This window comes from Kitasatospora sp. NPDC057512 (genome assembly GCF_042802135.1).
GTDB lineage: Bacteria > Actinomycetota > Actinomycetes > Streptomycetales > Streptomycetaceae > Kitasatospora.
On the sequence record NZ_JBHVET010000558.1, the window covers coordinates 1 to 5,902 of the forward strand.

Consider the following 5,902-nt stretch of genomic DNA (forward strand, 5'->3'; position numbering starts at 1 on the left):
CGGCAGTTGGCGATCGGACGGCCGATCGGCACCGGCAGCGGGCAGTCCGCCGGGTCGGCCGGCAGCGCGAAGGCGGTGATCACATGGGTCTCGGCGGGGCCGTAGTGGTTGTGCAGCACCCGGCCGGGCCGACGGGACTGGAAGCGGCGCACGGCACCGCTCAGGCGCATCGCCTCACCCGCCTGGGCGACCAGCCGCAGATGCGGAAGATCCAGCCCAGCCTCCTCCGCGGCCTCGGCGAGCGCCTCGACCACCAGGTTGGGTGCGAACAGCTCCTCGACCTCGTGCCGGTCCAGCCAGTGGGCGAACAGCTCGGCGCTGCGGCGCTGTTCCTCGGTCGGCACCACCAGGGTCTTGCCGTACAGCAGCGCGGAGAGCATCTCCTGCACCGAGACGTCGAAGCTGATCGCGGTGAACTGCGCGGTGCGCGTGCCGGGTTCGCCGCCGACGGCCTCGTGGTGCCAGGTCAGCAGGTTCAGCAGCCCGGCGGCGGGCATCACCACGGCCTTGGGGCGGCCGGTGGAGCCCGAGGTGTAGATGACGTAGGCCGGGTGCCGCGCGTCCACGGTGACGTCGGGGTCGGTCTCCGGGTGCTCCCCGTCGGGTGTGACGGCCGCGAGGTCGTCGAGCACCACGGTCGGCCGGGCGTCCTCCAGCATGTACGCGATCCGGGCGGCCGGGTAGTCCGGGTCGACCGGCAGGTAGGCCGCGCCCGTCTTGAGCACCGCGAGGACGGCGACCACCAGCTCGGCCGAGCGCGGCAGCCGCAGGGCGACGACCTGCTCCGGCCCGACGCCGCGCGCGATCAGCGCGTGGGCCAGCCGGTTGGCCCGGCGGTTCAGCTCGCGGTAGGTCAGCGCGGTGTCCTCGAACACCACCGCCTGGGCCTCCGGGGTCGCCCGGACCCGCGCCTCGAACAGGGCGGGCAGGCTCTCGACGGGCGCCGGGCGGGCGGTGTCGTTGCGGGCGACCAGCAGCTCCCGGCGCTCCTCGGCGGTGAGGACGTCGATCCGGCTCAGCGAGCGGTCCGGCTCGGCGACCACCGCGGCCAGCAGCCGCAGCCACCGGGCGACCAGGGTCTCCACCGTGGCGGGGTCGAACAGGTCGGTGCTGTACTCGACCCGCCCGACGATGCCCTCGGCCGGCCCGCCGGTGCCGCCGCGCTCCAGCAGGTGGAAGCCGAGGTCGAACATCGCCGTCGGCGTCCGCACCAGGAGGATCTCGGCGGCCAGACCGCTCAGCTCGAACTCGGTGCGGGGCACGTTCTGCAGCGCGAGCAGCACCTGGAACAGCGGCTGCCGGGCGAGCGACCGGGACGGGTTGAGGGCCTCGACGACGTGCTCGAACGGCAGGTCCTGGTGGGCGTACGCGCCGAGCGCGCCCTCCCGGACCCGGACCAGCAGCTCGGCGAAGGTCGGGTCGCCCGAGGTGTCGGTGCGCAGCACCAGGGTGTTGACGAAGAAGCCGACGAGCTCGTCCAGCGCCTGGTCGGTCCGTCCGGCGATCAGGCTGCCGACCGGGATGTCGGTGCCCGCGCCGAGCTTGTCCAGCAGCGAGGCCAGCGCGGCCTGCAGCACCATGTAGACGCTGGCGCCGTGCTCCCGGCCCAACCGGACCAGTCCGGCGTGGAGTTCGGCGTCCAGTTCGATCGCGAGGTGGCCGCCGGCGTAGGAGGGGGCCGCGGGGCGGTGGCGGTCGGCGGGGAGCTGGATCTGCTCCGGCAGGCCCGCCAGCGTCCGCTTCCAGTAGTCCGCCTGCCGGGCGAACAGGCTGTCCTGGTCGGTCGCGTCGCCGAGCAGGCGGTCCTGCCACAGCGTGTAGTCGGCGTACTGCACGGGCAGCGGCGCCCACCGCGGCTCCTCGCCCCGGCGGCGGGCCGCGTACGCGGTGGCCAGGTCGGCCGCCAGCGGGCCCAGCGACCAGCCGTCACCGGCGATGTGGTGCATCACCAGGAGCAGCACGTGCTCGTCCGCCGAGAGCTCGAACACCTCGGCGCGCAGCGGAGGTTCGGCCGCGAGGTCGAAGCCGCGCGCCGCCGCCGCCGTCAGCCGTTCCGGCAGGGCCGGCTCGTCGACCGGGGTGACCGACAGCGTCGGGCGTGCCGCTCCGGCGGCCAGCACCTGCTGGCGGGGATCCCCGTCCACGGCCGGGAAGACGGTGCGCAGGGTCTCGTGCCGGGCGGCGAGGTCGCCCAGCGCCGCCTCCAGCGCCGACAGGTCCAGCCGCCCCGAGAGCCGCCACGCGAGCGGCATGTTGTAGACGGAGTCGGCGCCCTCCAGCTGGCGCAGGAACCACAGCCTCCGCTGGGCGGACGACAGCGGCACCAGTGCGGGCCGCTCCGCCCGTTCCAGGGCGAGCCGGGCCCGGCCGGCCCCGCCGAGCCCGGCGGCCAGCCCGGCCACCGTCGGCGTCTCGAAGAGGGCGCGCAGCTCCAGTTCCACCCCCAGGGCGGCACGCGCCCGGGCGACCAGCCGGGTGGCGAGCAGGGAGTGCCCGCCGAGGTCGAAGAAGTCGTCGTCGGCGCCGACCCCGGCCACGCCCAGCACCTCGGCGAACAGCTCCGCGAGGACCTGCTCCTGCGGGGTGTGCGGGGCCCTGCCGGTCCGTGCCGCGGTGTGGACGGGTGCGGGCAGCGCGCGCCGGTCCAACTTGCCGGTGGCCGTCAGCGGCAGGCCCTCCAGGGACACGAAGGCGGCCGGGACCATGTAGTCCGGCAGTCGCTCGCGCAGGTGTGCCCGCAGCTCGTCCGGCCGGAGTTCCGCCCCGGCGACGGCCACCGGGTAGGCGACCAGCCGCGCGTCCCCGGCGCGGTCCTCCCGGACGGTCACCGCGACCTGGGCGACCTGCGGGTGTTCCGCCAACGCCGCCTCGATCTCGCCGAGTTCGATCCGGAAGCCGCGGACCTTGACCTGGTCGTCGGTCCGGCCGAGGAACTCCAGGTTCCGGTCGGCGCCCCAGCGCACCAGGTCGCCGGTGCGGTACATGCGCGTGCCGCTCGGACCGAACGGGTCCGCCACGAACCGCCCCGCGGTGAGCCCGGGCCGGTTCAGGTAGCCGCGGGCCAGGCCCGCTCCGGCGAGGTACAGCTCGCCCGCCACGCCCGCGGGCACCGGGCGCAGCGTGCCGTCGAGGACGTACAGCCGGATGCCTCCGAGCGGCCGGCCGATCACCGGGCGCGGACTCGATCCCAGCGGTGCGACGACGGCGTCCACCGTGCATTCGGACGGCCCGTAGTAGTTCAGGCAGGACACGTCCTCGACGGCCCGCAGCCGCTCCCACAGCTGGTCCGGAACGGCCTCCCCGCCCATCGAGACCACCGCGGGGCGGCGCCCCGGGTCGTCCAGGAGCCCCCGTGCGACGAGCACCTGCAGATAGGACGGGGTGGCGTTGACGTAGTCCAGCCCGGCGCGCCTGACGTGGTCGACGAAGGCGTCCGGGTCGGACCAGGTGGCCTCGTCCAGGACGTGCAGTTCGTGGCCCGCGTACAGGCTGGACAGCTGGTCGCAGGAGGCGTCGAAGGAGACCGAGGTGGTCAGCCCGATGCGCAGCCGCTCCTTCGTCCCCCGGGGGAACAGCAGCGGACGCTGGCTGACGAAGAGGTTGACCAGGCCGCCGTGGGTCGACAGGACGCCCTTGGGCCGGCCGGTGGAACCGGAGGTGTAGATCACGTAGGCCGGGTGCCCCGGGTCGATGGCGACCAGCGGGTCCGTCGCCGGGCGGTCGGCCACCAGGGCGGCCGTCGCCGGGTCGTCGAGCACCAGCCACCCGGCCGGGCCGGCCTCCGGCAGCCGGTCCCGGGTCCCGGCGTCGGTCACCACCAGGACCGGGGCCGCGTCGTCCAGCATGTGCCCTATCCGCGCGGCCGGGTACTCGGGGTCGACCGGGACGTAGGCCGCCCCGGTCCGCAGCACCGCGAGGATCGCCACGACCAGCTCGGCCGACCTCGGCAGGGCGACCGCCACCAGGCGCTCCGGCCCCGCACCGCGGGCGATCAGGGCGTGCGCCAACCGGTTCGCCCGCTCGTCCAGCTCCTGGTACGTCAGCGAGACGTCCCCGCTCACCAGCGCCACCTGGCCCGGCATCGCCCGCACCTGCGCCCGGAACAGCTCCGGCACGCTCGCGGCCGGGAGCTCCACCTCCGCTCCGGTGCCCAGGGCGGTCAGGTCGCCGTGCTCTTCGGCGGAGAGCAGGCCGTACCGGCTGAGCCGCCGCCGCGGGTCGGCGACCACGGCGCGGAGCAGCCGCTCCAAGCGCCCGACCATCGTCTCGACGGTGGCCGGGTCGTAGAGGTCGCCGGCGTACTCGACGAGCCCGTCGAGCCCCTCCGGGGAACCGTCCTGCGCCTGCCGCTCGGACAGGGTGAAGATCAGGTCGAGCTTGGCGGTGGTCGTCGTCAACGGCATGTCGTCGACGTCCAGCCCGGGCGGCGCGAAGTCGGCCCGGGGCGCGTTCTGCAGCACCAGCATGACCTGGAACAGCGGGTGGTGCGCCAGTGAGCGCACCGGGTTGAGGGCTTCGACCAGGTGCTCGAAGGGCAGGTCCTGGTGGGCGTACCCGGCCAGCGAGGTGTCCCGGACCCGGTCCAGCAGTTCGGCGAAGGTCGGGTCGCCCGAGGTGTCGGTGCGGAAGACCAGGGTGTTGACGAAGTAGCCGACCAGCTCGTCCAGCGCCTGGTCGGTCCGGCCGGCGACCGGGCTGCCGACCGGGATGTCGTCGCCCGCGCCGAGCTTGCTCAGCAGCGCCGCCAGGCCGGCCTGGAGGACCATGAAGAGACTGGTGCCGTGCTCGCGGGCGAGCTCGCGCAGACCGCGGTGCAGTTCGGCGTCCAGTCCGGTGTGCACGAAGCCGCCCCGGTGCGAGGCGACCGCCGGACGGGGCCGGTCGGCGGGCAACTGGATCCGCTCCGGGAGGCCGGCCAACTGCCGGGTCCAGTAGGCCGCCTGGCCGGCGAGCAGGCTGTCCGGGTCGGTGGAGTCGCCGAGGAGTTCGTGCTGCCAGAGGGTGTAGTCGGCGTACTGGACCGGCAGGCTCTCCCACCGCGGCGCCTCGCCGCGGCGGCGCGCGGCGTAGGCCGCGGTCAGGCCCTGCGCGAGCGGGCCCAGCGACCAGCCGTCGCCCGCGATGTGGTGGAGCACCAGCTGGAACACGTGCTCGTCCGGCGCCAGTTCGAACAGCTCGGCGCGCAGCGGCACGTCGGCCGCCAGGTCGAAGCGGCGGGCCTTCGCCTCCGCCATGGCGGCCGGCAGCGCGGCCTCGGTGGTCCGGCTCACGAGCAGCCGCGGGCGGGCCGCCACGACGTCCAGCACCTGCTGGTGGGGCACGCCGTCCACCGCCGGGAAGACGGTGCGCAGGCTCTCGTGCCGGGCCACCACGTCCGCCACGGCGGCTTCCAGGGCCCGCCGGTCCAGGTCCCCGGACAGCCGCCAGGCCAGCGCGATGTGGTAGTTCGCGCCGGCGCCCTCCAGCTGGTCCAGGAACCAGAGCCGCCGCTGCGCGAACGACAGCGGGATCGCCTCGGGGCGCTCGCGCCGTACCAGGGCGGCCTGCGCCGGTCCGGCCGCCACCAGGGCGGCGGCCAGGCCGGCCGGGGTCGGCGCCTCGAACAGGGTGCGCAGCGGCATCTCCACGCCGAGCGTCGCGCGGATCCGGGCGGCCAGCCGGGTGGCGAGCAGGGAGTGCCCGCCGAGGTCGAAGAAGCCGTCGTCGACGCCGGCCGACGCGACGCCCAGGACCTCGGCGAACAGCTCGCAGAGCACCTGCTCCCGCGGGGTGCGCGGCGCGCGGCCGGCCGCCGCCGGGACGAGGTCGGGGGCGGGCAGGGCCCGGTGGTCCAGCTTGCCGTTGGCGGTCAGCGGCAGCGCGTCCAGCACCACGAACGCCGACGGCACCATGTGCTCCGGCA

Annotated in this window: 1 protein-coding gene; it reads right to left on the minus strand. The window is 75.2% G+C overall.

From position 1 onward, the window contains the following. A partial coding sequence (locus tag ACFU6K_RS29005) for an amino acid adenylation domain-containing protein (RefSeq protein WP_380667940.1) occupies nt 1-5,891 on the minus strand: 5,891 nt, incomplete at its 3' end. Between the last annotated feature and the right edge of the window lie 11 nt (nt 5,892-5,902).